This window comes from Bacillus nitratireducens (genome assembly GCF_001884135.1).
Taxonomy (GTDB): domain Bacteria; phylum Bacillota; class Bacilli; order Bacillales; family Bacillaceae_G; genus Bacillus_A; species Bacillus_A nitratireducens.
Genome location: NZ_MAOC01000086.1, coordinates 75,667 through 100,227, shown reverse-complemented (window position 1 = coordinate 100,227; position 24,561 = coordinate 75,667). Strand labels below are relative to the sequence as shown.

21 protein-coding genes and 1 riboswitch are annotated in these 24,561 nt (G+C 34.1%); of the genes, 6 read left to right on the top strand and 15 right to left on the bottom strand.

Annotated features, from left to right (window positions below; translation table 11 throughout):
• Positions 1-102: 102 nt before the first annotated feature.
• The gene (locus tag BAU23_RS23890; RefSeq protein WP_071735267.1) at positions 103-1,767 is read right to left on the bottom strand and encodes a glycoside hydrolase family 13 protein; all 1,665 of its coding nucleotides are present in this window, start codon (positions 1,765-1,767) and stop codon (positions 103-105) included.
• A 243-nt stretch (positions 1,768-2,010) separates the two neighbouring features.
• On the opposite strand from BAU23_RS23890, the gene BAU23_RS23885 reads away from it, so the two are divergent.
• On the top strand, positions 2,011-3,345 hold the full coding sequence (locus BAU23_RS23885; RefSeq protein ID WP_000683266.1) for an FAD-binding oxidoreductase: 1,335 nt from the start codon (positions 2,011-2,013) through the stop codon (positions 3,343-3,345).
• A gap of 122 nt (positions 3,346-3,467) precedes the next feature.
• Here the strand turns inward: BAU23_RS23885 and BAU23_RS23880 are convergent, their stop codons facing one another.
• The 8 genes from BAU23_RS23880 to BAU23_RS23845 all read right to left on the bottom strand — a co-directional run bounded on the left by BAU23_RS23880 (position 3,468) and on the right by BAU23_RS23845 (position 12,136).
• On the bottom strand, positions 3,468-4,151 hold the full coding sequence (locus tag BAU23_RS23880) for a hypothetical protein (RefSeq protein WP_000251623.1): 684 nt from the start codon (positions 4,149-4,151) through the stop codon (positions 3,468-3,470).
• A gap of 157 nt (positions 4,152-4,308) precedes the next feature.
• Positions 4,309-4,998, bottom strand: a complete 690-nt coding sequence (locus BAU23_RS23875; protein WP_001081901.1) for a Crp/Fnr family transcriptional regulator — start codon at positions 4,996-4,998, stop codon at positions 4,309-4,311.
• Between the two features lie 201 nt (positions 4,999-5,199).
• A complete protein-coding gene (arcC, locus tag BAU23_RS23870) occupies positions 5,200-6,162 on the bottom strand; it encodes a carbamate kinase (protein ID WP_000113955.1) in 963 nt (320 codons plus the stop codon).
• Between the two features lie 37 nt (positions 6,163-6,199).
• Entirely contained in the window at positions 6,200-7,615 is a 1,416-nt protein-coding gene (gene arcD, locus BAU23_RS23865; RefSeq protein WP_000343045.1) for an arginine-ornithine antiporter, read from the bottom strand.
• Positions 7,616-7,714: 99 nt separating this feature from the next.
• Positions 7,715-8,713, bottom strand: coding sequence for an ornithine carbamoyltransferase (gene argF / locus BAU23_RS23860; protein WP_000930304.1), 999 nt, complete (start codon positions 8,711-8,713; stop codon positions 7,715-7,717).
• A gap of 30 nt (positions 8,714-8,743) precedes the next feature.
• Positions 8,744-9,976: an arginine deiminase gene (arcA, locus tag BAU23_RS23855; RefSeq protein WP_000682327.1), complete on the bottom strand. Its 1,233-nt coding sequence runs from the start codon at positions 9,974-9,976 to the stop codon at positions 8,744-8,746.
• Between the two features lie 269 nt (positions 9,977-10,245).
• Positions 10,246-10,695 carry an arginine repressor gene (argR, locus tag BAU23_RS23850; protein WP_000711835.1) on the bottom strand — a complete coding sequence of 150 codons (450 nt, stop codon included), beginning with the start codon at positions 10,693-10,695 and terminating at the stop codon, positions 10,246-10,248.
• 154 nt (positions 10,696-10,849) lie between these two features.
• A complete protein-coding gene (locus BAU23_RS23845; RefSeq protein WP_071735265.1) occupies positions 10,850-12,136 on the bottom strand; it encodes a methyl-accepting chemotaxis protein in 1,287 nt (428 codons plus the stop codon).
• Positions 12,137-12,345: 209 nt separating this feature from the next.
• On the opposite strand from BAU23_RS23845, the gene BAU23_RS23840 reads away from it, so the two are divergent.
• The 3 genes from BAU23_RS23840 (at position 12,346) to BAU23_RS23830 (ending at position 14,770) form a co-directional block, all read left to right on the top strand.
• Positions 12,346-13,068: an amino acid ABC transporter ATP-binding protein gene (locus BAU23_RS23840; RefSeq protein WP_000616933.1), complete on the top strand. Its 723-nt coding sequence runs from the start codon at positions 12,346-12,348 to the stop codon at positions 13,066-13,068.
• Positions 13,069-13,189: 121 nt separating this feature from the next.
• Complete coding sequence (locus tag BAU23_RS23835; RefSeq protein ID WP_071735263.1) at positions 13,190-13,984, top strand: ABC transporter substrate-binding protein; 795 nt, start codon at positions 13,190-13,192, stop codon at positions 13,982-13,984.
• A gap of 93 nt (positions 13,985-14,077) precedes the next feature.
• Complete coding sequence (locus BAU23_RS23830) at positions 14,078-14,770, top strand: amino acid ABC transporter permease (RefSeq protein ID WP_000461545.1); 693 nt, start codon at positions 14,078-14,080, stop codon at positions 14,768-14,770.
• A gap of 50 nt (positions 14,771-14,820) precedes the next feature.
• Here BAU23_RS23830 and desB read toward each other — a convergent pair whose 3' ends face one another.
• A complete protein-coding gene (gene desB / locus BAU23_RS23825) occupies positions 14,821-15,906 on the bottom strand; it encodes a Delta(10) desaturase DesB (RefSeq protein ID WP_000661218.1) in 1,086 nt (361 codons plus the stop codon).
• Positions 15,907-16,487: 581 nt separating this feature from the next.
• Here desB and BAU23_RS23820 point away from each other — a divergent pair.
• The gene (locus BAU23_RS23820) at positions 16,488-18,014 is read left to right on the top strand and encodes an FAD-dependent oxidoreductase (protein WP_016128268.1); all 1,527 of its coding nucleotides are present in this window, start codon (positions 16,488-16,490) and stop codon (positions 18,012-18,014) included.
• Between the two features lie 108 nt (positions 18,015-18,122).
• On the opposite strand, the gene BAU23_RS23815 is transcribed toward BAU23_RS23820, so the two are convergent.
• Both BAU23_RS23815 and BAU23_RS23810 read right to left on the bottom strand, forming a co-directional pair.
• Entirely contained in the window at positions 18,123-18,905 is a 783-nt protein-coding gene (locus BAU23_RS23815; RefSeq protein WP_001214901.1) for a nucleotidyltransferase domain-containing protein, read from the bottom strand.
• Positions 18,906-19,016: 111 nt separating this feature from the next.
• On the bottom strand, positions 19,017-20,126 hold the full coding sequence (locus BAU23_RS23810; RefSeq protein WP_071735261.1) for a PRK06851 family protein: 1,110 nt from the start codon (positions 20,124-20,126) through the stop codon (positions 19,017-19,019).
• A gap of 148 nt (positions 20,127-20,274) precedes the next feature.
• A riboswitch (SAM riboswitch) is annotated at positions 20,275-20,387 on the top strand.
• A gap of 85 nt (positions 20,388-20,472) precedes the next feature.
• Here BAU23_RS23810 and BAU23_RS23805 point away from each other — a divergent pair.
• A complete protein-coding gene (locus BAU23_RS23805) occupies positions 20,473-21,105 on the top strand; it encodes a cyclase family protein (RefSeq protein ID WP_071735259.1) in 633 nt (210 codons plus the stop codon).
• A gap of 25 nt (positions 21,106-21,130) precedes the next feature.
• On the opposite strand, the gene BAU23_RS23800 is transcribed toward BAU23_RS23805, so the two are convergent.
• From BAU23_RS23800 to BAU23_RS23790, 3 genes are all read right to left on the bottom strand, one after another.
• Complete coding sequence (locus BAU23_RS23800; protein WP_000424118.1) at positions 21,131-21,514, bottom strand: hypothetical protein; 384 nt, start codon at positions 21,512-21,514, stop codon at positions 21,131-21,133.
• A gap of 229 nt (positions 21,515-21,743) precedes the next feature.
• Complete coding sequence (locus BAU23_RS23795; protein WP_001046393.1) at positions 21,744-22,970, bottom strand: ATP-binding protein; 1,227 nt, start codon at positions 22,968-22,970, stop codon at positions 21,744-21,746.
• A 145-nt stretch (positions 22,971-23,115) separates the two neighbouring features.
• A complete protein-coding gene (locus BAU23_RS23790) occupies positions 23,116-24,381 on the bottom strand; it encodes a hypothetical protein (protein ID WP_000434709.1) in 1,266 nt (421 codons plus the stop codon).
• Between the last annotated feature and the right edge of the window lie 180 nt (positions 24,382-24,561).

Genomic DNA, 24,561 nt, shown 5'->3' with positions numbered 1-24,561 from the left:
GCAACCGTTTTCATAAATCTATTTTAATAAAAGCGTTTTCACTTTGCAATAGAAATTTATTTTTTTTCATAAAAAAAGATGCTCTAAGAGCATCCTTTTTTATTATGAAATGCGATAAACCCTTGTTTCATAAGGTTTTAACGTGATTGAAGTTACTTGTTCATTTTCCGCAACTTCATAGTTATTTAAAAGCAAACGTTTGCATTCTAGTGCAAATGAACCCTCATTATACACAGCTTCCTCTTTTGAGATATTACTAATTACAATGACTTTTTCATCCTGTAACGTACGTGTATACGCATAAATTTGTGGATCGTCCTCTAAAAGTAAATCGTACGTACCATAATTCAATACATCGTGCTCTTTTTTCAAGGCAATCATTTTCTTATAGAAATTGAAAATAGACTTTTCGTCATTTTTTTGCTTTTCAACATTAATTTCTTTGTAATTTGGATTCATGCCAAACCAAGGTGCACTTGTTGTGAAACCAGCATTCATCTCATCGTTCCACTGCATAGGTGTACGTGAATTATCACGGCAAGAAGCCCATATAATTTCCATCATATCTTGATGTGATACGCCTTCTGCAATTTTCTCTCGATATAAATTTTTAATTGCTACATCATCGTAATCTTCAATATTTGGTAACTGAACATTTGTCATACCAATTTCTTGTCCTTGATAAATAAACGGTGTACCGTGCATAAAGAAATACATCGCTCCTAGAGCTGTTGCACTTTCACGCCAATATTGTTTATCATCTCCCCACGTTGAAACGATACGTGGCTTATCGTGATTCTCGATGTATAAAGCGTTCCATCCTTTATTTTCTAATCCTTTTTGCCATTTCGTTAATACTTTTTTCAATCCTATAACATCAAGGTCTTTCTTCTTTTCTGCATCCCATAAGCTTAAATGTTCAAACTGGAATACCATATTGAACTTACCTTGTTCTTCTCCAACCCAAAGCTCAGCATCTTCAATCTTAACGCCATTTGCTTCACCAACAGTCATAATATCGTACTTAGAGAATGTGTTTTCTTTTAACTCTTCTAATAAAGGTTGAATACCGTCCACATTCATATGTTTATCAAAAGATGGTACATATTTTAATTCTTTTGGATTTGGCATATCCTTGAAGCCATCTTCTTTTTTAATATGGCTAATTGCATCAACACGGAAACCATCAATCCCTTTATCAAGCCACCAATTAACTGTATCGTATAACACTTCACGAACTTCTTTATTCTCCCAGTTTAAATCTGGTTGTTTACGTGAGAATAAATGTAAATAATATTGTTCTGTTACTTCATCATACTCCCATGCCGAACCATTAAAAATACTTTCCCAGTTGTTTGGTTCCGCACCATCTTTACCATCATGCCAAATGTACCAATCACGCTTCGGATTGTCTTTAGATGAACGAGATTCAATAAACCATGGATGTTCATCACTCGTATGATTAATAACTAAATCAATAATAAGCTTCATGTCACGCTTATGAACTTCATCTAGTAAAGCATCAAAATCTGCCATTGTACCAAACTCATCCATAATATCTTGATAATCACTAATATCATAACCATTATCATCATTAGGCGACTTATACATTGGACAAATCCAAATTACATCTATACCTAAATCTTTTAAATAATCCAGCTTTGCAATAATACCTTGTAAATCTCCAATACCATCACCATTTGAATCCATAAAGCTTCGTGGATAAATTTGATAAGCAACTGCTTCTTTCCACCATGTCTTATTCATACTAATTCTCTCCTTTTGCATCCCATCGGAATTTTATGCAAACGTTTTCGTAACACTATCATAACAAAATATGAATAGTTTGCAACTGTTTTCATTGAACTCTATGTAGATTCCTTATTCTTATGCTTTATTTATTTCTCGCCAAGGCAAATCTCATTCTTCTCCTCTCCTTGTCCACGCGTATTACAGACCTTTTTCATATATTAATAAAAAGCCTGAATTATTTTAGGAAGGAGCTATAAATTGAAACATACAAAATTAACCGGTCGTATCGTCGTACCTTCAGATCCTGACTATGACGTGGCCCGAATGAATTTAAATTTAAGTATTCCAAAACTCCCTTGTATTATTGTTTTTTGCCAAAATAAAAATGATGTGTGTAACGCATTAAAATGGGCTCGTGAACGTCATATACCATTTCGCTTAAGAGGCGGACGTCATAGCTATGAAAACTTTTCTCTTTTAAATAGAGGACTTATTATTGATGTGAGTGAAATGCATCGCATTACTGTTAATACAGATAAATTAACAGCAACAATTGAAGCTGGTGCAAATCTTGGCACTGTTTATAAAGAGCTTTGGAATTATGGTGTTACAATACCGGCTGGTACAAGTGCAAGTGTTGGAATCGTTGGATTAACACTTGGCGGTGGTATCGGTATGCTTTCACGCTTATTTGGATTAACATGTGATCAATTAGTAGAAGTTGAAATGGTACAAGCGTGCGGTAAATTTGGCGCAAAAATCATTCGTGCAAACGAACAAAAAAACCCTAACTTGTTTTGGGCGTGCCGCGGTGGTGGTGGTGGAAACTTCGGAATTGTTACTTCTTTAACTTTTCGAGTACATCCTATAAAAAATGTATCAATCTTCTCAATTACATGGGAATGGGAAGATTTTATCGCTGCATTTCAAGCTTGGCAAAACTGGGCGCCTTATATAGACGAACGTCTCACTTCATCAATTGAATTATTCGCAAAGCAACGAAATAAAATTGAAGCACGAGGTGAGTTTGTTGGCTCTCCCTCTGAACTCCATTCCTTATTATCTCCTCTTCTTGAAACTGGTACCCCCTCTCTCTTTATAGATGAAGTTCCTTATATAAAGGCTGTTGAATTTTTTAACAGTGGTAACATCCCTGAAAACTTCAAGCGCTCCGGTTCCTACGTATATAAACCTATTTCCCTTAAAGGAATTCAAATCATGCAACATTTTCTTTCTCATGCTCCAAATAAAGATGCGAGTATTTGGCACCAATCGCTTGTAGGTGCTGTTGAAAATATCCCCCCTACTGAAACAGCTTATTTCCATCGTAAAGCAATTATTGCGCAAGAATACATTACCTCTTGGAAATGCGATGATGAAGAAAATCGCAATATACACTGGGTTAAAGATTTACGAGAAAGCTTAGATCCTTATACACTAGGTGACTATGTCAATTGGCCCGATATCGACATTAAAAATTGGCAAACTAGTTATTATGGCCCTAACTTTCAAAGATTACGTAAAGTGAAGACAACATATGACCCTTGTAATGTTTTTCGCTTTCAACAAAGTATCCCACCCTTTCATACGTAAAAAAGGGGATAAAATAAAAAATCATCCAATATGCCGTTACCTCACAGCATGTTGGATGATTCAAGTTGATTTTCTATATCTTTTCAAATTATTGCTCCTACTCATAAACTTTCAATTACGGATTAATTGTGTTTCTCATCATTTTTATGCAATGAATGTAATTTAATATTTGGTACTTTATCTTTTTCAATACCGCTATTATAAGCAACAGGAATTTGAAATTCGAATTGTTTTGTCTCATGTTTTTGTAAATAGACTGGTTTCGGTACTGGATAACCTTTTGAATTCTCGTTTGCATTATCATATAAAACAACTTTTAATGCCTGTGAATGATTACGATAATTTTTTAAAGTCACAATGCATTTTTGTTCGATACCCTCTCCATTTTTCTCCATTCTACACTGGCTATCTTCTTTTTTATATTCTATCGCCTCTACTCCTGTTTTTCCTGCGTAGTACCATGTTTTATTCAATGTATGGAGGATGTTATTTAAAATAAACGGCATCATTAAAATCAAAATACTAATGCCTACTACCTTTACCTTATTCATTGTTCTAAATGTACTAGATTTCTTTTTCACTAGCCATTTTACAAATAATATAAATGCGATTATATGTAGTACGAAAGAAACAATTAATATATTTGAAACTTTATAACCCATATAAATATATGTATATACCGGGACCTTATAGAAATTGAATAGTTTTTCCCCAATTAATTCATTATCGTTTGGAATTTTTAATAATAACAAAACCCCTATACTGTAACAAATAGCTACTAATCGATCATACTCAATTCGAACCATTCCTTCTCTCCTTCCCTTTGCTTTTTTATTATCGATTTTAGCTATTATTACCATAATATACAATCATTTTATAGAGGATAACGTAAAAAAGTTCCTTATAAATATATAAAGAACCTTATTAATATACAATATGAATTAGAAAATCAATATGCAATTTTCACATAGAGATCTCCTCAAAATATGTTGGATTATGTATTGTAATTTTTTTATCCAGAATTGTAACAATACTATCGTTTTTTAATTGTTTTAATACGCCGCTAACCGTCTCTCGGGACGTCCCAGATATTTTTGATATTTCAATTGTTGTAAGTGGGCATGAAATTACAATCGTTTCGCCACTCTGTTCTCCTAAATCTTGCATTAAATAATTTAATGTTTGAATGACTCGATCTTGTGCATTAGGAATTGTAATATTTTGCACTCGATTTTCGTTTAGTTTTAATATTGATGATAATTGCTGAACAACGTACATTAATTGCGTCCTACTAGATTTCACCATATCTTCGAAAATTACTGTCGGAATATAATATACCTCTACATCTGTCATCGCTTCTGCCGTATAGTTATATCCTCTGTCTGTAAACATACCACCATAAGGAAAAATAGAATACCGCTTTACATAGTCATCATATAATAAATTTCCACTTTGATTTACCCGCTCTAACTTTACAAAACCATCTAACATGAAGTAAATTCTTTCTCTTGAATCCCCTTCTAAAAATAAAAATTGACCCTTTTTATAAGTTCGCCAATAGACAAACTCCGCCAAACCTTTCAATTTCTTTTCTGTTAAATGAGCAAATAATTCAAATTGTTTTAAGTCTTTAACTACGTTCCGTCTATTCATAAAATTCCCTCTCTCTTGCTGTATGTTGGAGCGAAAAATCAAGAAAGCGTATTCAAATTAAATTTTATCATAATTAACTTATATATTAAGATTTCATCATGAAAACTTTATGAACAATGAGTACAAAAAATATTAATAAATAAAAAGAATGAAGTTACTAACTTCATTCTTTTTTTACTAATAAATAGCGCACACAGTTATTTAAACATACATGCATACATTCTGTTTAGAAATAATAGTACCAGCTTTTTCTTCTAGTGCTTCATATACTTTTTCTAAAGACGTAATAATTGTTTTTCTTTTTGGATTTGTATTAACAAAATTAATAGCAGCTTCAATTTTTGGAAGCATACTTCCCGCAGCAAATTGTTTTTCCTCAATGTATTCTTCTAATTGATTCACTGTGACATGCTCTAATTTCTTTTGATTCAGTTGATTATAATCTACATACACATGATCAACTGCAGTTAAAATTACGAGCGTATCAGCATCTACTAATTCAGCTAATTTCTGCGCAGCAAAATCTTTATCGATAACCGCTTCAGTTCCTTTTAACCCTTCTTCGGAATCAATTACTGGAATTCCACCACCACCAACAGCTATCACTATATTTCCATCCTCAACTAAAGAATTAATTACTTTATGCTCATGAATACTTACAGGCTTCGGTGATGGAACAACACGTCTCCACCCTCTGCCAGCATCCTCTTTAAACACTGCTTTTGTTTCTTCCATTAATCTTCTTGCTTCCTCTTCCGTATAAAAAGGACCAATTGGTTTAGTTGGATTTTTAAATGCCTCATCTTTTTCATCCACGACAACGCGTGTTATAACCGTTGCTACGTCTTTTTTTATATTCCGTTTTTTCAATGCCTTTTCAATCGCATTTTCCATCCAATATCCAATCATCCCTTGGCTCATTGCACCACAAGTATCTAATGGCATTGCAGGTGTCTTTTCCGTTTCTGCAGCTTTTTGCTGTAATAAAATATTCCCCACTTGCGGGCCATTTCCGTGCGCAATTACTATATCTACATCATTTTCCATTATTTTCACAAGTTGTTCCGCTGTTTTTTCTAATGCTTCTTGCTGTGCCCCTGCAGTAGCTTTTCCAGACTGTATCGCATTTCCCCCTAGTGCAACTACAATTTTTCTTCGTGCCATATTTCAGCCCTCCGGTTAATTTCGCTTTCACAGCGCTTTATAAAGTAATACTGCCTGTAATTAATCCATAAATCGCAAAGAATGCTAAAGCACCAATTGCTACCGATGATGCTAATTCCACTCGAGTAAATATTTGCTTCGAACTCTTTTGCTTTTGAACATTGTAAAAAATAAAAATACCTGGCGCATATAAAGTCATTGTTAATAATAAATACTCTAAACCAGCTGCATAAACTAACCACACACCATAAATACTTGCTATCAAACCAATTATTATATTTTTATTTCGATCCACTTCTTCAGACTTTAAGCTATGCTTCAGTTGATAAAATGCTGAAAAAGCATATGGGATTAAAATAGCTGAAGATGCTAAAGAGAATGCAAAGTTATACGCCTGATCGGAAACGACGAATGTTAATAAGAACATTTGAATTAAGCCATTTGTTATCCATAATGAATTTATTGGGGCCTTATTTTTATTTTCTTTTGCAAACCATTTTGGAAACACTCCGTCTTTAGCTGCCAAATATGGAATTTCAGATGCGAGTAAAGTCCAGCCTAACCAAGCACCTAATACAGAGATGACTAAACCTAAATTAATAAAGATAGCCCCCCATTTTCCAACAACACTTTCAAATAAATAAGCCATAGACGGATTTTTCAAATTAGCAATATCTGCTTGCTGCATAAGTCCAAGAGACAGTAATGTAATTAAAATGTAAATGATGAGTGTACCAATTAAGCCAATAACCGTTGCTTTCCCTACATCACTTCTATTTTTTGCTCGACTAGATAAAACAACAGCCCCTTCTACCCCAATAAACACCCATAAAGTTACAAGCATTGTACTTTTAACTTGGCTGCCAACCGCTCCCCATGAAAAAGAACCAGTTTGCCCCCAAAATCCATCTAGAAACGTATCAATATGAAACGCGAAGATTCCTATAACAATAAATACAAATACAGGTACTAATTTTGCGATTGTAGTTACTAAATTCACAAGTGCTGCTGATTGAACTCCACGTAAAATTAACATGTGAACACACCATAATAATACGCTTGCACCAATAATGGATGCTACATTTTGACCGCCTTCAAAGATTGGGAAGAAATACCCTAATGAAGAAAACAATAATGTACCGTAAGCTACATTACCAAGCCAGGCAGATAGCCAATATCCCCACGCACTATTAAACCCCATAAAATTACCAAATCCTGCTTTTGCATAGCTAAAAATACCGCCATCTAAATCTGGCCGTTTTACAGTTAGATTTTGAAAAGATAATCCAAGCGCGATCATCCCAATTCCTGTTATAACCCAACCAATAATAATGGCTCCAGCACCAGCACCTTTTGCCATATCACTTGCTAAATTAAATGCTCCACCGCCAATCATAGACCCCACTACAAGCGCCGTTAATGTAAACAACCCTAATTTCTTATCTTCATCCATTCCACTCACCTCTCTTTAATTGCAATAACAATACGAAAGCCATAGTGAATGATAGTGTCTAAAGGAGGAGAAAGAAGAAAGGAAGACTCCCTTTCTTCTTTACTCCATGTTTCCTAAAGTAGCTGCCATAACCGCTTTAATTGTATGCATTCTATTTTCAGCCTGATCAAATACTTTTGAATGTTTACTGCGGAATACTTCGTCAGTTACCTCCATTTCCCTCAACCCATATTTCTCATAAACTTCCTCACCATACATCGTTTCAACATCATGGAATGCGGGTAAACAATGTAAGAAAATCACATTTTCATTTCCTGTTTCTTTAATCATTTTCATATTTACTTGATAAGGTTTCAATAACTCGACACGTTCAGCAAATTTTTCTTCCTCACCCATAGACACCCATACATCTGTATAAATTACATCTGCATTCGCAACAGCTTCTTCCACATTACTTGTTATCATTACCTGTTCATTATATTTTTTTGCTAAATCAATTACTTCTTGCTCTGGCCATAAAGATTCAGGTGTACAAATACGTACATCCATTCCAACGATCGCTCCACCAACTAGTAAGCTATTAGCAACATTATTTCGTCCATCTCCAACGTAAACGAGCTTCACATTTTTTAATTTCCCTACATGTTCTCTAATTGTTAATAAATCTGCCAGTGTTTGTGTTGGATGCCACATATCTGTTAATCCATTCCAAACCGGCACACCAGAATTTTGTGCTAAAGATTCTACAGTTTCATGATTAAATCCACGAAACTCAATTCCGTCAAACATGCGTCCTAACACTTTTGCTGTATCCTCTACGGATTCTTTTTTCCCAAGCTGAATATCACCTTTCCCTAAATATTCAGGGTTCGCCCCCAAATCTGTACATGCTACTGTAAATGCACATCGCGTACGAGTAGAGGTTTTTTCAAATAATAGCGCTACATTTTTACCTTCTAAATAATGATGTGGGACACCGTTTTTCTTTTTCTCTTTTAATTCTGCTGCTAAATCTAGAAAATATAATAATTCTTCTTGTGTAAAATCTTTTTCAGCTAGAAAACTTCTTCCTTTTAAATTTGGTCTAGTCATTAACATACTTCATCCCTACTTTCTCCGTTATTTATACTAAATATCTTTACGAACAATTGGCATACTCATGCAACGTGGACCCCCACGACCACGAGATAATTCCGAACTTAGCACCTCAATGACTTCTATACCATGTTCCCGTAATAAAGTATTGGATACATAGTTGCGATCATATGTAACAACTACACCTGGCGCAATTGCTAATGTATTAGAACCGTCATTCCATTGTTCACGAGCGGAAGCAATTGCATCTCCTCCTCCACAAGGAATAAGAACTAATTCACTTAAACCTAATACCTCTTTTAATGCTTCCATTAAAGAAGTACGATGTGTAATTTTAAGAGTTTCCACATCTGGACCTTTTTCTAAAATATAAATATTCATATTTCCTTTTGGCCCTTGAATGGCTGGGTGAATTGTAAACTTGTCATAATCAACCATTGTAAACACTGTATCTAAATGCATAAATGCTCGGCATTTTGGAATTTCTATTGCTAACACTTTCTTAATTTTATTTTGTCGGCTAAAAAGGTTTTTAGCTAAACGTTCAATTGCTTTAGCTGACGTACGGGCAGACACCCCAATTGCAATTGTTTCTTCATTTAAAATTAGCTCATCGCCACCTTCAATTGGAAACTTATAATCACGATCTAGCCAAACTGGCACATTGTGATTTGCAAATCTTGGATGATATTTAATGATGTACTCCATGAATAATGATTCACGTCTACGCGCCGGTTCTCTCATCTTATTTATCGTTAAGCCATCGCCCACGCTAGCTGCTGGATCACGAGTAAAATATAAATTAGGCATTGGGTCTAAGTAAAACGGATAATGATCTTCCATTAATTCGTATAAATGTGTCTTCTTACTTGTTTCAATTTCGTTTTTCCGTACACCACCCATAATTTTTTGAATTAATTCTTCATTTGAAAAGGAAAGTAAATATTCTTTTAAAGTTTGATGTGCAACATTTACGTCAGCCTGTCCTTCTTCTAAAATACGATCAACAAATTCTTCTCGAAGTTTTTTATCTACTAATGCCTCAGCAGCTAGTTTTTCTAAATAAAGAACTTCAACACCCCGATTGCGTAATGTTTGTGCAAAATAATCATGCTCTTTTTGAATAATTGGTAAGTATGGAATATCGTCAAATAATAATTGTTGTAAATAATCTGGCGTTAAGTTTTCCACTTCTTTACCAGGTCGTTTTAATAACACCGTTTGTAATTCCCCAATTTCTGAAGTAACATGTATCGGATGCTTCATTTGTTGTACCTCCTTTTAAATATGTTTGATGTCTTACAAGTACATAATAAATGCTACGCGCTTTCACCTTTGTGAAAACATCCACATTATCATTGTGAAATATTAAACAAGTTATTTTTTTAAAATCATATGAATTTGTATTTTTATAACACTCCATCCCGCTTTTTCAATAAAAAAATACATGTATTACGCATATATGTTGAATATTTAACTTCCGTATTTACACAAAAATCCTGTTTTTAATTTTTATTAAAAACAGGATTTTGCATCTAAATAATTAAATTTAACCTTTCTTCTAAAATCTCCCTATCTGATTTCGACTGAGAAATTATAAGGCATGTATCATTTCCACATATACATCCTATTTTTTCTTTCCAATCTAACTCATCAAACAAAACACCAATAACATGTGCATTACCGGGTAATGTTTTAATAACCATTAATTGATCTACACAATCAATTTTTACAACAACCTCTCGTAATTTTTTCTTTAACTTTATATCAGTTTGTAAATGCTCTTCTGAGAAAAATTTATATATCATTAATCCTTCTTGAGAAGGTACCTTCGTTAAGTTTAACTCACGAATATCTCGAGAAACTGTAGCTTGTGTTACTAATACATCTTTTTTTGCTAACAATTCTACTAATCTTTCTTGCTTCTCTATTTCATACTCCTTTACAAATTGTTTAATTAATCGTTGTCTTTTTTCTTTTTTCATAAAAGACACCCCTTTTAATATTATAGCTCGCTATAATTTTCATCCGAAAGGGACAGAAAAGAATGTTGCGGAAACGTTCATAGTTTATACTTTTTAACGTTAGATATTAAATCTAGCTAAAAAAAAGAGAAGAACAGCATTCTGTTCTTCTCTTTTACATTGAAAACCGTTCAATTGTTTGCTTTAAATCCGCTGATTGATTCTCTAAGTCTTTTAATAATTGATCGATTGCTATCATATTTTTAGACTGTTGTAATGTCACACGTGCCACTTCTTGTGAACCAGCTGACGTTTCATCCGCAATTGCTGCTACAGCCTTTGTTTGTGCTCCTGTTTGATGAATGTGACTCACTTGTTCATTCATATAACTACTAATTTTCTTGGTTGCATCGGCTACTTCCATAACACTTGATGACATTTCTTTTAAAATTAATTCTGTAGCTTCTCCGCGTTTCGCCTCTTCTTTAGCTTTCTTCACCTGCTCTGTCATTTTCAATGCGACTTGCTGTACTTCATCTTGCATATTCCGCAATAACTGCGATATGTTTTTTGCGGAATGATCACTTTCATCAGCCAATTTACGTACTTCTTCTGCTACAACCGCAAAGCCTCTTCCATGCTCTCCTGCACGAGCTGCCTCAATAGAAGCGTTGAGTGCTAATAAATTTGTTTGGGTAGCAATCTCACTCACAACAGAAACAATGTGTTCAACTTGTTTCATTCGCTCTTCTAATTTCTGTACATTTTCCATCGAATCTTCATTTTCTCTCGCCAATGTTTGAATACCTTGAATTAAAGAAGTAAATACACGTGTACTTTGTCCTAAAGCTTGAACCATTTCTGAAGACAACTCTTCAGACTGTTTTGCTTTTCCTTCATTTGCAATAGAAGTCGTTGTATCAACAGTAGAAACGATCGCTTGAATCGATGCTGCTGATTGCTCGGCATCGGAAGAAATCTCCGCAAGAGTTTCAGACACACCTTGTGCTTGTTTTGTCGCTTCACCTGTTTGTTTTCTAATTTTCTGAACTTGATTATTGGCATACAAAAATGTAGTATCAATATTTTTTACCCTACCTCTTAAATTTCCTAGCATCCTATTAAATGCAGCACTTAAAGACTTAATTTCATCATCCGTCTTTGGCAATGGGACATCTTCCCGAATATCACCCTCCGCCGCTTTCCTTGCAGCTTCTTCCAACTTCCGAAGTGTTTTAATTAAAAAAATTGCTGCTCCATATGCTAAAATTCCAGACCATACTACACCTAATAACATAACGATAATATTATAAACAGTTTGACTTACATAACTTTGAAAATAATCATATATAACGTAAATTAAAAATAAACTTGTTGAATATGTAATTAAAGCTAAAGCTGTCGTAAATAGCATAGGTCGTATACGTAAACCAAAGGAAAATGTTTTCCTTTCTTTTTCCATCTCTTCTTTCCCCTTCTTATAAGCAATATAAGTGCTATCTATATATTGTCATCCATATTTTCGATATAGAAAGGTATTGAGATTTTAAAAATCATAATTTCCTTGAATATCAAATCTCGCCAAAAAAATAAAGGATTCTGACAATTTATGACTAATTACAGAAATAAGGGGCAACATTTGTAAAATATATTTTTGACTGGGGGTTTTGTATGATTCAAGTTCGAAATCTAGTAAAATCATTCGGTTCACTTGATGTTTTAAAAGGAATTGATTTAGAAGTAAAAGAAAAAGAAGTTGTTGTTTTAATCGGTGCCAGTGGTTCCGGCAAAAGTACATTACTTCGCTGTCTTAACTTTTTAGAAATGTACGATGAAGGTGAAATTCATTTACAAGGTGAACGAATTGATCCAAAGCATTCAAATTTAAACAAAGTCCGTGAAAATGTCGGTATGGTTTTTCAGCACTTTAACCTCTTTCCTCATATGACCTCACTAGAAAACATCACAGAAGCACCTATTCACGTAAAAAAATTAGAGACAGCAAATGCAAGGGAAATTGGAAACCAACTCCTACAAAAAGTTGGCCTACAAGATAAGGCAGATGTAACTCCCCACCTCCTTTCCGGTGGTCAAAAACAACGAATTGCGATTGCACGAGCTCTTGCCATGAATCCTAAAATTATGCTATTTGATGAACCTACCTCAGCTTTAGACCCTGAACTTGTTGGAGAAGTGTTGCAAGTTATGAAAGAACTTGCTGAAGAAGGAATGACAATGGTTATTGTTACTCATGAAATGAATTTCGCAAGAGATGTAGCTGACCGCGTCATCTTTATGGATGACGGGAAGATTGTAGAGGAAGCTCCTCCCGCGCAATTCTTTTCAGCTCCATCACATGAACGGGCCAAGCAATTTTTACGCAACGTTTTATAATGTAACTTCTGTTTCAAACGAAAAGAAATACAGTCATACGGTGCACAACTAATCATCCAAATAAAATATCTCGATAACATACTTAAAACCATCCGTATGATCAATATATAGGAGGGGTTTTATGAAAAGAAAACTATTAACTATTGTTGCGAGTATTACACTGTGTACATCCTTCATACTAGGAGCCTGTAGCAAGGAAAGCACTACTACCTCATCTAATGGTGAAAAAGAATTTCGTTATGCGATGAGTGGTTTATACAAACCTTTTAATTATAAAGAAAATGACGGAAAGCTTGTCGGTTTTGATGTAGAAATAGGTGAAGCTCTCGCGAAAAAGATGGGAATGAAACCTGTTCCCGTTACAAATCCTTGGGAAACGTTAATTCAAGGTCTACAATCAAAAAAATATGATGTGATATTAGGAAGTATGGCTATTACAGAAGAGCGATTAAAAGCCGTGAATTTCTCAAATCCATATTATCGCTCTGGTGCACAAATTTTTGTAGCTAAAAAGAATACATCTATCTCTTCTCCAGAGGACTTGAAAGGTAAAAAAATAGGTGTTGTAAAAGCAAGTACCTTTAAAACTCTTGTTGCAAAACATACAGATCAAATTACAGAATATGATAGTGATATTACTGCACTTATGGACTTAGAACCAGGACGTGTAGACGCAGTTATTACTGATCAAATGGTTGGTCTTCGTATGATTAAAGAAGGTAAATCCAATATAAAAGAAGCTGGAAAACCATTAAACCTTGATGAAATGGGAATTGCTATTCATAAAGACAATAAAGACATGGTCGAAAAGGTAAATAAAGCGCTAGATGAAATCATTAAAGACGGTACGTATGAAAAAATTAGTAAGAAATGGTTTGGGCGTAATATTCTTGGAGACGAGGTAAAAACAAAGTAAGTTGGCCATTTAGAGATTTCATAAATCATGCCCCACTTTGTATGTGGGGCATTTTATTCACTACTAAAATCCATACAATATGAGGTGACACATATGTTTGAAATTTTTATCTCTACCTACCCCACACTCTTAAAGGCTACTATAGTCACATTACAATTAACACTAACATCCCTATTACTCGGTTCACTAATTGGATTACTAGTCGCTTTCTTTCGAATCTCTAACAATAAAGTTTTAAATAGTATTGCTCATGTATATATCGCCATTATTCGTGGTACACCTTTAATTGTTCAAATTGCCATTCTCTATTTTGGGATTACATCCGTTGTTGTTTTTACCCCTTTTTGGGCAGGCGCAATTGCTTTAGCAATTCATAACGGTGCATATATTACTGAAATTTTCCGAGGATCAATTCAATCCGTTGACCGAGGACAATTAGAAGCCGCTCGCTCTTTAGGTATGCCTTATCCTTTAGCGATGCGCCGTATTATATTACCACAAGCATTTCGCCTATCGCTTCCTCCTCTAGGGAACCAATTCATCATTGGATTAAAAGATTCTTCACTCGTTGCTTATGTAGGAATGTCCGAATTATGGGGATCAGGTTTATCCATTGCCGCAGGTAACTTCCAACAATTAGATACATATATAATCGTTGGTGTATATTATCTCGCACTTGTTCTTCTATTCACTTACCTTGTTAATCTTTTAGAAAAACGACTACAACGAAAAGAAACTAACTCTATACAAGTCAAGGCAAAGAACAAAAAAGAAGTTTCTTTATAACAAAAAGCAAGCTCTAAAAGAGCTTGCTTTTTCATCGTAAAATATATCTATTATTGATTTACTTTTTTAATACTCTCTTTTTCCTCTATATGATCCTCACGATATGAAATATTATGAGGGTCTAGTCCATTTCCTAAAGAACCATAGAAATGCTCCCTATGCGGATCAACTAATTCACTTCCTTGATAATACACACGTGGTGTATTCCATAGCGCTGCCAAAGCTTTGGTCATTGGCATCTCATGATAGCGTTCCGGCCACATTTCTTTAATTTTATCTTTTACTAACGGATAGTATTTAGAGCTCATAGCAGGAAACAGATGATGTTCCGTATGATATGAGAAATTGAAATGTAAAACGTCTACCCAGCGCGGCACTGTTACTGATAAACAGTTTGCTAACGGATCATTTACTGGAACAATTGGATTTAAGCGGTGATTTGTTGCGATATATGCCATTACAATGAAGTTAGCAATTAACAACGGAATCACATATGCAAATAACCATTTTCCAGGTCCCATAATAAACAATAAACTAATCCAAACTGTCCAAGGCAAAAGAAGTTGAAGCCATACAGATTTTTGATTGGATGACTTAAATTCTTTTATAAAATGAAAGAACATTCGAGTCGAATGCAATGTAAATTGAATTGTTAATGACAGAAAACTAAAGAATGAACGTACATGAAGAGGCATACGATATACCCAACTCAGAAACTTACTCTTTTTTAGCTTCTCAAGTGTCGGCCATGCATCTGGATCATTCTCTTCATGCTGCGTATGAACATGATGCGTTGCATTATGCCACTTTCTCCAAAGTTTAGGGCCTGTTGATAATGGCATAAATGCAATCGCGCCTAAGAAATCACGAAGCCATGCCTTTCTTACAACAGTTCCATGTAAAATTTCATGTCCTAAAAACCCAAGTGAAGCAAAACATAATCCGAGAACAATCGCAATTCCTAGATTCGCCCACACATTCAATTCAAATACACCAATCGATATTAACCCCGCCAATGCCACAAGCAAATAAGCCAGTCCACCAAATAAACGAGTAGGAACTGGTTTAAATGCTTTTTTCGGCAAATGTGGTGATACACGTGCTGCATACCACCCAAACGTATGAAGCTCCTTCATCCTTTTGCCCCTTTCTTATGCCGCGCCCTGCGCAACTTGCATATATTAATTCTTGCTTCCAGATTGATTTTACTAGGTGATCCAAAAAGCATCTATTATAAGGAAAATATACTCACTCTATCGTCACTTATTTTTCGCTTTTATTATCAATGAAAAACATTTCTCTTTTTACTCTCTATCAACCTTTCCACATGATGAATCATAACAATAGAATTTCTATATTGTCAACAACTTTTATGACCTAGTAATAAAAGTTGGTTATATTTTTATAATTATACTTTATTTCACTAAAGAAAAAACATAGATTTCATAAGGCTTTATCCGCTATATATACACATCCACTTACACACCATAGACTCTATCCTATTCAAGAACTCTCTATATAATCAACAAATCGAATCATTTGAATTGAGCTTTATATAAATCCTACTTCTTCATACTGCCCCTAATAAAATAATTATATTAAAATAATTTTATCTTTCGTTTAATAAGAATAGAATGCTACGAAAACAACATACATGAATTCCATATAATATGGAAATATTAAAAGGAAAATTGTTCTAATTCAGGAGGTTTCCAAAATGACAGATGACACATTTCCGCAGTTACCATCATCCTATTGGATTGAATCTACTCAATTGCCTACTTTTCCTCATCTATCCGAAAATATAAAGACAGAAGTTGCTGTTATCGGCGCTGGCATTACAGGCATTACCACCGCCTATTTACTCGCTAAAGAAGGAATGAGAGTCGTTTTAATTGATTCCGGCTCTGTTTTAAATGGAACAACTGGGCATACAACCGCAAAAGTAACAGCACAACATGATCTTATTTACGACGAATTAATAAATCATTTCGGTGTTGAAAAGGCCAAGCTTTACTATGAATCAAATAATCATGCTCTACAATTCATAAGTGACACTGTGCAAACATATAAAATCGACTGTAATTTCACAAATGAAGATTCGTATTTATATACAACTACCGATAATGGCCTGCGAAATTTAACGAAAGAATATGAAGCCTATCAAAAATTAAATATTCCTTGTGAATATGTTCAATCCCTGCCGATTCCTATTCCCGTACAATCTGCACTTGTGATGAAAAATCAAGCGCAATTCCACCCCCTTCTTTATTTAAAAACACTTTTAGAAAAGTTTGTGGAGATGGGCGGAAAGGTTTATGAACAAACAACAGCTATTGATGTGGAAAAAGGAGATTATCCACAAGTAATTACAAAGGGTGACCATCGCATCACTTGTAAATATATTGTCTCTTGTTCACATTTTCCCTTTTATGATGCTAATAGCTTTTTCTTTACGCGGATGTATGCAGAACGCTCCTATGCTCTCGCAATAAAAGCAAAAACGGATTATCCGGGCGGCATGTATTTAAGCATCGATGATCCAAAACGCTCCTTACGTTATATGACAAGCAATGGAGAAAAGTTGATATTAATTGGCGGAGAGAGCCATAAAACGGGACAGGGAATAAATACGATGCTTCATTATGAAGCACTCTATTCTTTTGCTGAAGCAACTTTTGGAGTAGATGAAGTTCCCTATAGATGGTCAGCGCAAGATTTAATTACTCTAGACAAGCTCCCTTATATCGGACATATTAACGAAAGGAATCCAAATATATTTGTTGCAACTGGATATCGCAAATGGGGCATGACAACAGGAACTGCTGCAGCTCATTTACTGAAGGACTCCATTCTAAAAATTCACAGCCCATATAAAGAGCTGTTTGCACCATCACGCTTTCATGCAAACCCAGATATAAAAACATTTCTCTCTCAGAACATTGATGTTGCTAAACATTTAATTGAAGGGAAAATTGAAACCGCATTACGTAAACCAGAAGATCTTGAAGTTGGCGAGGGCTCTGTTGTACATGTCAACGGTAAACGAGCAGGTGCTTATAAAGATACAGAAGGAAAATTACATATCGTCGATACCACTTGTACGCACCTTGGCTGTGAAGTTGAATGGAATAACGGTGATTGTACGTGGGATTGCCCTTGCCATGGTTCCCGTTTTTCAATTGAGGGCGACGTTATTGAAGGTCCTGCAGATCAACCATTAAAACGAGTCGATAACGAATAGACAATGCAATATAACTTGGCATGAAATTTTTCATTTATCCTCATTTGCGGGTCTTATCGCAGCTATATCGGTTTTCTTTACTCCTACAAAATAAAAAAGAGCACAAACTCACTTGTGCTCTTTTTCATATACTTCAAACAGCATATCTCGAAATAGTGTATTCAAACTCTCAATATCGATCCCCAATCCCTTTTTAATTCCTTTCACATATTGTTGATAATAATTAATTTGTTCCTCTAAAAATTGATTCAACACATTAATTTTCAATCCAATATCTAATTCAGTACCTGCCCTTTTCTTTATTAGTAGCTTTTCAATTTCATTCAATACATTACGCTCTACTGATAGTTCCGTAATTAACCGGTCAAATTCTACTGGGGGCAATGTCCCTTTCTCTTCTAACCATTTACAAGCTAAAATAGGACGTAATACATAAAAGTACTTTTTCAACTTTACATTCTCACCTTGCAAAAATTCACGATAATTTTTCGACGCCATATGTAAGTAATGATATATCGTTGCTTTTGGATCGAAATTCTTTTCACTCATTTGTTGAAGTTGCTCTGGAAAATTAGAGTTTTTCGAATAAAAAATTGGTGATCGAATCCACTCAAGTAAAGCTGGATTTGACTTTGCGAATAGCTGCAAAGCCTTTTTAATATCCCAGCCACTTATATCTAAATCATTACTAATCGGATATTCAATTACATCTCGTTTATCATGAATTGATAAATACCATTCTACTGGATGTATATAAACAAACCTAACATCATAATCACTATCTTTCGATGGAAATCCCCAAGCACGACTCCCTGATTCCACTGCAAATAAAATTTTCACATCATTCTCTTGTTCAATTCTTTCTAGCTCTAATTCAATTCTCCCTCTCATTTCATACCATCCCCATTTTTTGATTATTTCCTTGGAAATTCGACAAATATATTACTAATTTTACTACATACTAAAATAACTGCCAGAAATTTTCTGACAGTTCAATAAAGCCTACTTTCTCTTTTCAATTACAGTAGCGGTAATTCGTTCAAACTCTTTTTGAATTTCCTCTTTATATGCATCCACTTTTGAAAAATCCATTGCAGCAATATAAATTCGTTCTAATTTATCACGAACTGATTTCGCTTTTGCCAAGAAAGACATCGCCTCATTCATTTTTGCCTTATATTGAATGGAAACGTCACGAATTTCTTTAGCATATTTTTCATCCGTCCCCGGTGTAACAATAAGAGCATACATATCTATAATCTCATCACCCACGCGACTCGGAAAATATTCATGTGGTGCGGTACTATCAAAAATTGCAAATCCTAATTCTCTTACAATAACCATATCAAGACTATTTGGATCAAATCCGCAATGATATACTTCAACTTCAAACCCTTTTTCTTCTGCTGCCTGCGCTAACTTTTTGAGCATTGTTGATTTTCCTGAGCCAGGGCGTCCTTTTATAAAATAACGATGTGGTAATCCTTCTGTTAAATTAGGAACGAAATCAACTGCTCCTTTCGGTGTAGCAGCTCCTAAAAACCGATGTTTCACAATCGATTGTTTCCCCTTTTTATCTGTAAATAATTTCTGAATCAACTGATCTGTTAGTTCATTTGCTTTGTTAAAATCAATATTATTAATATATATTTTCTCCCACTCATCGTGTATAACTAATGCCTCTTTAAAACATCCGTAAGCAGATTGGAAAGCCTTGCTCGCTTCTGATACAAATCGTTCAATTTCTAACTTCTGCTTTCTTAATTTATCTGAGTCCCAAGCAACTCCTAAATTAATATACTCTTCCACAACCCCTGGCATTTTGGGCTCAATAACATGCGGTGATGTTCCATCAACAATTCCTACTTTTAATTTTGGGATAATCACTCCATCAACTGACTTATTATCAGAAGAACAATGCAAAAGTTCAATATCATATCCCTTTTCAGCCCATTCACGACCTATTGCCTTTATTAAAGAAGATTTCCCAGTTCCTGGACCACCCTTTAAAATAAACAACCTGTCTAGCTCTTTTAAATTCTCTTCGTATAAATTATGAAATCCTCTAGCTGTATTTCCACCGGCATAATAATTCAATACATTACCTGTCACTGCACTCACTCCTTCGCAGCATTCTATTTACATAAGCTACAATATGCGAGCAACTTTATTTGGGTGAATACCTATTTTGTATTGCACTGAAAAAGGAAATGAATTACAATTTAAATATTAAAAAATCAAAATATTAAAACTAAATATTTCTTTATCAAGAGAGGCAGAGGGACCGGCCCTTTGAAGCCCAGCAACCTCAGTTTATACAAACTGAATAGGTGCTAATTCCTGCAAAATGCAATGCATTTTGCAAGATAAAACTTAACCATTGTGTGCAAAGCTCATCTTTCTTGATTATGAAAGATGAGTTTTTTATATTTTAAAATATATATTGGAGGTATTCAAAATGAAAGTAATCGACCTATCACAAACATTTGAAAACAATATGTCTCAATTTCCTGGAACACCAAAAATCCAACTAGAAGCAATTACAAACGTTGAAGAGACGGGCTATCAAGTTACAGATTTTCATTCTGTCGTTCATGTAGGTACACATTGCGATGCCCCTGCGCATTTCATTTCAGGTGCAACCACTATCGATCAATTACCCCTAAAGCAATTTGTAGGTGAGGCCGTTCTTATCGATGTAACTCATATTCAAGAGAGAAAGTTACCTAAGGAAGTATTGCATAATACCGATATAAAAGAAGATGATATTGTCATTTTCCATTCCAATCTATCTAATAAGTGGAATACAGCCGCTTATGAGAAAGAAGCGTTTTATCTTTCCGAAGAATTAGCTGAAGAACTGGTTCAATTAAAAGTAAAATCAGTTGGTTTAGATTTTATTTCTCCTGATGAGGTAACGACAGAAACATCGCCGATTCATCACATATTACTAGGGAATAACATTTACTTAATTGAAAACTTAACAAATCTAGATGCTATTAAAGCGAAACGTTTCTTTTTCTCGGCAGCACCTTTAAAAATTAAAGATAGTGACGGCGCTTTCGCAAGAGCATTTGCTGTTATTTTTTAAACACGGCCTACAAAAAAAGCAAAGATCATTTTTGACCTTTGCTTTTATATTTTTTATTTAAGTTTAAAAAGAATTGTTCCACTCTTGGGCGTAACCAAGCTAAATAATCTTTATCTCTCTTCTTTGTACAAGCTATCTCTTCTCCATCCACCATTTCGACAAGTTCTAGCTCTAACAATTGCCTCGTAAATGCTACCATATTTACGTCTTCGGCCGGATACTCTTCTTTTAATTTCTCCTCTATTTCTCCCAATAAAAAGCCGTCACGCATCATTGCTAGTGCATCAATCCAAAGTGGCGGCATTTCATATGTCTCTCCTGTAATCGTATCTTTTACAATATAATTCTTTTGCTCTTTTCGAAATTGAATTGTGTGTAAACATACAGTTGAATTTAATGTTAATTCCATCATACCACCCCTTTCATCATATCTGCATAGAAAAAAGGATGCGCGTGCACCCCTTCTTTTCTTTTCATAACACTACCAAACCGTTACACGAGCTAAAAGCTCTATGTCGATATTTTCCTCCATTATAAACGAAGTGTTTTATAAAAAAAACCCTTCTTGAAACATTTTATAAAATGTTTATATTTACACAACAAGAACACTTTTCTGAAAAATAATTTCGTCTAATGTACTACACTGTTGGTAAATAAATTTCCACTTTCGTTCCTACGCCCACACTACTTTGAATCGCGATACTCCCTTGATGTTCTTCAATAATTTTATATGTAATCATTAGTCCAAGGCCTGTACCATTCTCTTTTGTTGTATAAAAAGCTTTTCCGATCTTTTCTATTTTCTCATTTTCTATCCCAAAACCTTGATCTTCAATAGAAATACACAAATTCTCTCCAGCTTTTTTATATGCACGAATCTGAATATCCCCACCCTTTGGCATCGATTCTATTCCATTTTTGATAATGTTTAATAACACTTGTTTTAATTGTTTATCATCACCATTTATAACGGGTAAATTTCCATCTACTTGCAAATGAAATTTCACTTTATATTGAGTCGCATAACTTTCCATTAACTGTACAACATATAAAAGGATTTCCCGTATATTACACCATTCATAATTTGTTGGTTTCGGTTTTCCTAATAACATCAATTCACTAACAAACTCATTAATTCTCTCAATTTCTTGCAGCATAATCTCATAACTCATCGTATCTTCAAGATTTCTTTCCTTTTGAATTTGTGTAAATCCTTTTAAAGCTGTTAATGGGTTTCGAATTTCATGAGCAATTGTTGTAGACATAGTCCCAATAACAGCTAAATTTTCGGTCTCTTTCATATTGCTCATCATCTCAACAACTGTTCTTACATAAGACTGGAAACGTTTTAACAGAGAATGTGAAATAATACAAAAGAATACACATAAAACAAGCGGAATCACAACTTTTATATCTTGCAATAACAGCGTGAAAAATACATATTTTCCAATTACACTACAGGAAACAAAATAAAAATATTTTCTATTCACGAAAATCGGTGCAAATAAAATTAAAAATATTTCAACCATATTTCCATTTTCAAAAACACGATCACTGTGTAAATAAATCATTAAGTTATTAATAAGGTCAATAAGCATGTACCCAATTAAAAATAAATATTTTACAAAATATACATAGCCTTGTTTTTGAAAGTATATCGAAATAGGAAATAAGGATATTACTAATATATATACGCCTATTCCCATACCACCTTCTGGCCACCCTATCCTTGCTTCATTAATATTCATAGCGGGATAAACGAAATAATAGATAATGTCATATGAAAAGAATATAATATAGAATAATAATATAAATACTTTTAAAGCTTCTCTTTCTTCATAAATCAAGCTCCTGTATTTGTTCATATAAAAACTCCTCTTGATCAATACCAACAAACATTTCAAATGTTATCCCTTTAAATTATAATTATGAAATTGCTTTCAGGGCAATATTAACCTTCTAATGCTAAAAAGGAAGGAGATATACACCTCCTTCCTTTTTAGTCACATTTTATATCATTCTTACCCTATCATGTAGTAATCCATCTGTAAAATCATTATGCCCTACTACAAAATCCTTCATATATAAATTTAAATATTCCCCATACTTACTTTCAGTATTTAATAATAATTCTTCTACATAATAAGCACCTTGTCCAAAAGCATCTAACAGTAAACTACATAAGCCAGCATAAATTCCACACCCTACTTGGAAGTAAGTCGCATTTGTTTTATATTTTTGAAAAACTTGGCTACTATTCATTACATTATACATGTATGTCTCGCCATTTTCATAAACGAGTAACACACCGACTAAATCTTCTCCTACAATATCTTCTTCTGCTGGATTAAATACTTTACGATTCCAATTCCATAAATCTTCTACTTTATCTAAGTTCTGTCTAATTAAGTTTGTTGTATACTCATTGATCCGATAAAGAAAACCAACTTCCATATTAAAAGATTTCCCTAAAATTAAAACTTCTTCATGCGGCATTAAGCAACCGTAAAATTCTTTTTCACCTAACTTTACCTTATACTCTGAAGCATATACATCCTCATAAAAGTAAAGTGGACGATGATGACTCATATACATAGGATAACTCCATATCGCTTCATCAAGAAAACGCTCTACTGCCCATGATGCATAAAGTGTATGAGGTTTTATTAGCCCTTTATCATTCAAAAACGAAGTATCATGTTCTACAATATAGCATGCTCGTGGCTTTTCATTTGGACGTTCTTTCATAAGTTCAACAACCATCCATTGAACAACACCAGGATTCATACCCGAGCCTATAATCGCTCTTGTATTTGTAAATGTTTCTTTCTCCTTCTCAAACCTCGTATACCTTTCCGTAAGCTGAAAACCAAGTAAACTATCGTCTTGATCTACTGCCTCATTTTCCAAAGCCGAATTAATGTAACAAATACCAAGGTCATTACAACAACTCAGTACCCTAATCGTATCTGCGCCTGAAACATCAATAACAACCTTCGTTCCTTTTTCTTTTAAATGTTGTTTAAATTTGACTACATCTTGAAGATTTATTTCATATAAAAAAAATTGCTCTTTCAAATTTGGAAACAACTCATCATAATAACTTTTATCTTTTTGTTTTATATCCACCAAATGAAAATTCACATTCTTTATGACGTCATAAATTGGATCTTTTTCATTTACTACCGCTTGATTCAAAATTGCTAACACTGCTTTTGCTGCTCCACCAGCACTGCCAAGCAACGTAATCGAAAACGAATTTGGAAACTGCTCCACAAATAAAACCCCTTTAATAAATTAGTTGAGCAGCACTTACTCAAAAAGTGAATTGAATACAACAAAAAGTAGCTCGTACATCTTTTTTTATAATGTAGTACAAGGTTACCTCTTTATAAGTAAAAACAGGAACATACTTATATATTCAATTCACTTCCCCCCTCATATCCAAATAACGGT

What these genes read in the sequence shown, in the direction of transcription:
- BAU23_RS23890 (WP_071735267.1), bottom strand. Translation starts at nt 1,767, where the DNA reads ATGAATAAGACATGGTGGAAAGAAGCAGTTGCTTATCAAATTTATCCA.
- BAU23_RS23880 (WP_000251623.1), bottom strand. Translation starts at nt 4,151, where the DNA reads ATGGTTCGAATTGAGTATGATCGATTAGTAGCTATTTGTTACAGTATA.
- BAU23_RS23875 (WP_001081901.1), bottom strand. Translation starts at nt 4,998, where the DNA reads ATGAATAGACGGAACGTAGTTAAAGACTTAAAACAATTTGAATTATTT.
- arcC (WP_000113955.1), bottom strand. Translation starts at nt 6,162, where the DNA reads ATGGCACGAAGAAAAATTGTAGTTGCACTAGGGGGAAATGCGATACAG.
- arcD (WP_000343045.1), bottom strand. Translation starts at nt 7,615, where the DNA reads ATGGATGAAGATAAGAAATTAGGGTTGTTTACATTAACGGCGCTTGTA.
- argF (WP_000930304.1), bottom strand. Translation starts at nt 8,713, where the DNA reads ATGTTAATGACTAGACCAAATTTAAAAGGAAGAAGTTTTCTAGCTGAA.
- arcA (WP_000682327.1), bottom strand. Translation starts at nt 9,976, where the DNA reads ATGAAGCATCCGATACATGTTACTTCAGAAATTGGGGAATTACAAACG.
- argR (WP_000711835.1), bottom strand. Translation starts at nt 10,695, where the DNA reads ATGAAAAAAGAAAAAAGACAACGATTAATTAAACAATTTGTAAAGGAG.
- BAU23_RS23845 (WP_071735265.1), bottom strand. Translation starts at nt 12,136, where the DNA reads ATGGAAAAAGAAAGGAAAACATTTTCCTTTGGTTTACGTATACGACCT.
- BAU23_RS23840 (WP_000616933.1), top strand. Translation starts at nt 12,346, where the DNA reads ATGATTCAAGTTCGAAATCTAGTAAAATCATTCGGTTCACTTGATGTT.
- BAU23_RS23835 (WP_071735263.1), top strand. Translation starts at nt 13,190, where the DNA reads ATGAAAAGAAAACTATTAACTATTGTTGCGAGTATTACACTGTGTACA.
- BAU23_RS23830 (WP_000461545.1), top strand. Translation starts at nt 14,078, where the DNA reads ATGTTTGAAATTTTTATCTCTACCTACCCCACACTCTTAAAGGCTACT.
- desB (WP_000661218.1), bottom strand. Translation starts at nt 15,906, where the DNA reads ATGAAGGAGCTTCATACGTTTGGGTGGTATGCAGCACGTGTATCACCA.
- BAU23_RS23820 (WP_016128268.1), top strand. Translation starts at nt 16,488, where the DNA reads ATGACAGATGACACATTTCCGCAGTTACCATCATCCTATTGGATTGAA.
- BAU23_RS23815 (WP_001214901.1), bottom strand. Translation starts at nt 18,905, where the DNA reads ATGAGAGGGAGAATTGAATTAGAGCTAGAAAGAATTGAACAAGAGAAT.
- BAU23_RS23805 (WP_071735259.1), top strand. Translation starts at nt 20,473, where the DNA reads ATGAAAGTAATCGACCTATCACAAACATTTGAAAACAATATGTCTCAA.
- BAU23_RS23800 (WP_000424118.1), bottom strand. Translation starts at nt 21,514, where the DNA reads ATGGAATTAACATTAAATTCAACTGTATGTTTACACACAATTCAATTT.
- BAU23_RS23795 (WP_001046393.1), bottom strand. Translation starts at nt 22,970, where the DNA reads ATGAACAAATACAGGAGCTTGATTTATGAAGAAAGAGAAGCTTTAAAA.